This window comes from Tianweitania populi, assembly GCF_014652875.1.
Classification (GTDB): Bacteria; Pseudomonadota; Alphaproteobacteria; order Rhizobiales; family Rhizobiaceae; genus Tianweitania; species Tianweitania populi.
In genome coordinates this window covers 1-577 of record NZ_BMZQ01000015.1, presented here as the reverse complement: position 1 = coordinate 577, position 577 = coordinate 1, and the positions used below count along the sequence as shown (strand labels likewise).

The 577-nt window shown below is 53.2% G+C and carries 1 protein-coding gene and 2 pseudogenes; all 3 read left to right on the top strand.

Going from position 1 to position 577, the window contains the following annotated elements; all coding sequences use genetic code 11:
- Nucleotides 1–323, top strand: a pseudogene (locus IE166_RS20545) (IS6-like element IS26 family transposase); the annotation flags it as partial.
- Nucleotides 324–375: 52 nt separating this feature from the next.
- A pseudogene (locus IE166_RS20540) lies at nt 376–441 on the top strand (helix-turn-helix domain-containing protein); the annotation flags it as partial.
- 2 nt (nt 442–443) lie between these two features.
- On the top strand, nt 444–577 hold a 134-nt coding region (locus IE166_RS21005), incomplete at its 3' end, for a DUF4158 domain-containing protein (RefSeq protein WP_189507714.1).

Genomic DNA, 577 nt, shown 5'->3' with positions numbered 1-577 from the left:
AGTGGCAGATCCCACGATTCATCAACACGGATAAAGCGCCCGCCTATGGTCGCGCGCTTGCTCTGCTCAAACGCGAAGGTCGGTGCCCGTCTGACGTTGAACACCGACAGATTAAGTACCGGAACAACGTGATTGAATGCGATCATGGCAAACTGAAACGGATAATCGGCGCCACGCTGGGATTTAAATCCATGAAGACGGCTTACGCCACCATCAAAGGTATTGAGGTGATGCGTGCACTACGCAAAGGCCAGGCCTCAGCATTTTATTATGGTGATCCCCTGGGCGAAATGCGCCTGGTAAGCAGAGTTTTTGAAATGTAAGGCCTTTGAATAAGACAAAAGGCTGCCTCATCGCTAACTTTGCAACAGTGCCAAGCTGGCTCGTGAATTCGGAATCAGTCGCGAAACCCTGTATCAATACCTGAGAACGGATCAGTAAATATGCCACGTCGTTCAATCCTGTCCGCCGCCGAGCGCGAAAGCCTGCTGGCGTTGCCGGACACCAAGGATGAGTTGATCCGTCACTACACGTTCAGCGAAACCGACCTCTCCATCATCCGGCAGCGGCGCGGCCC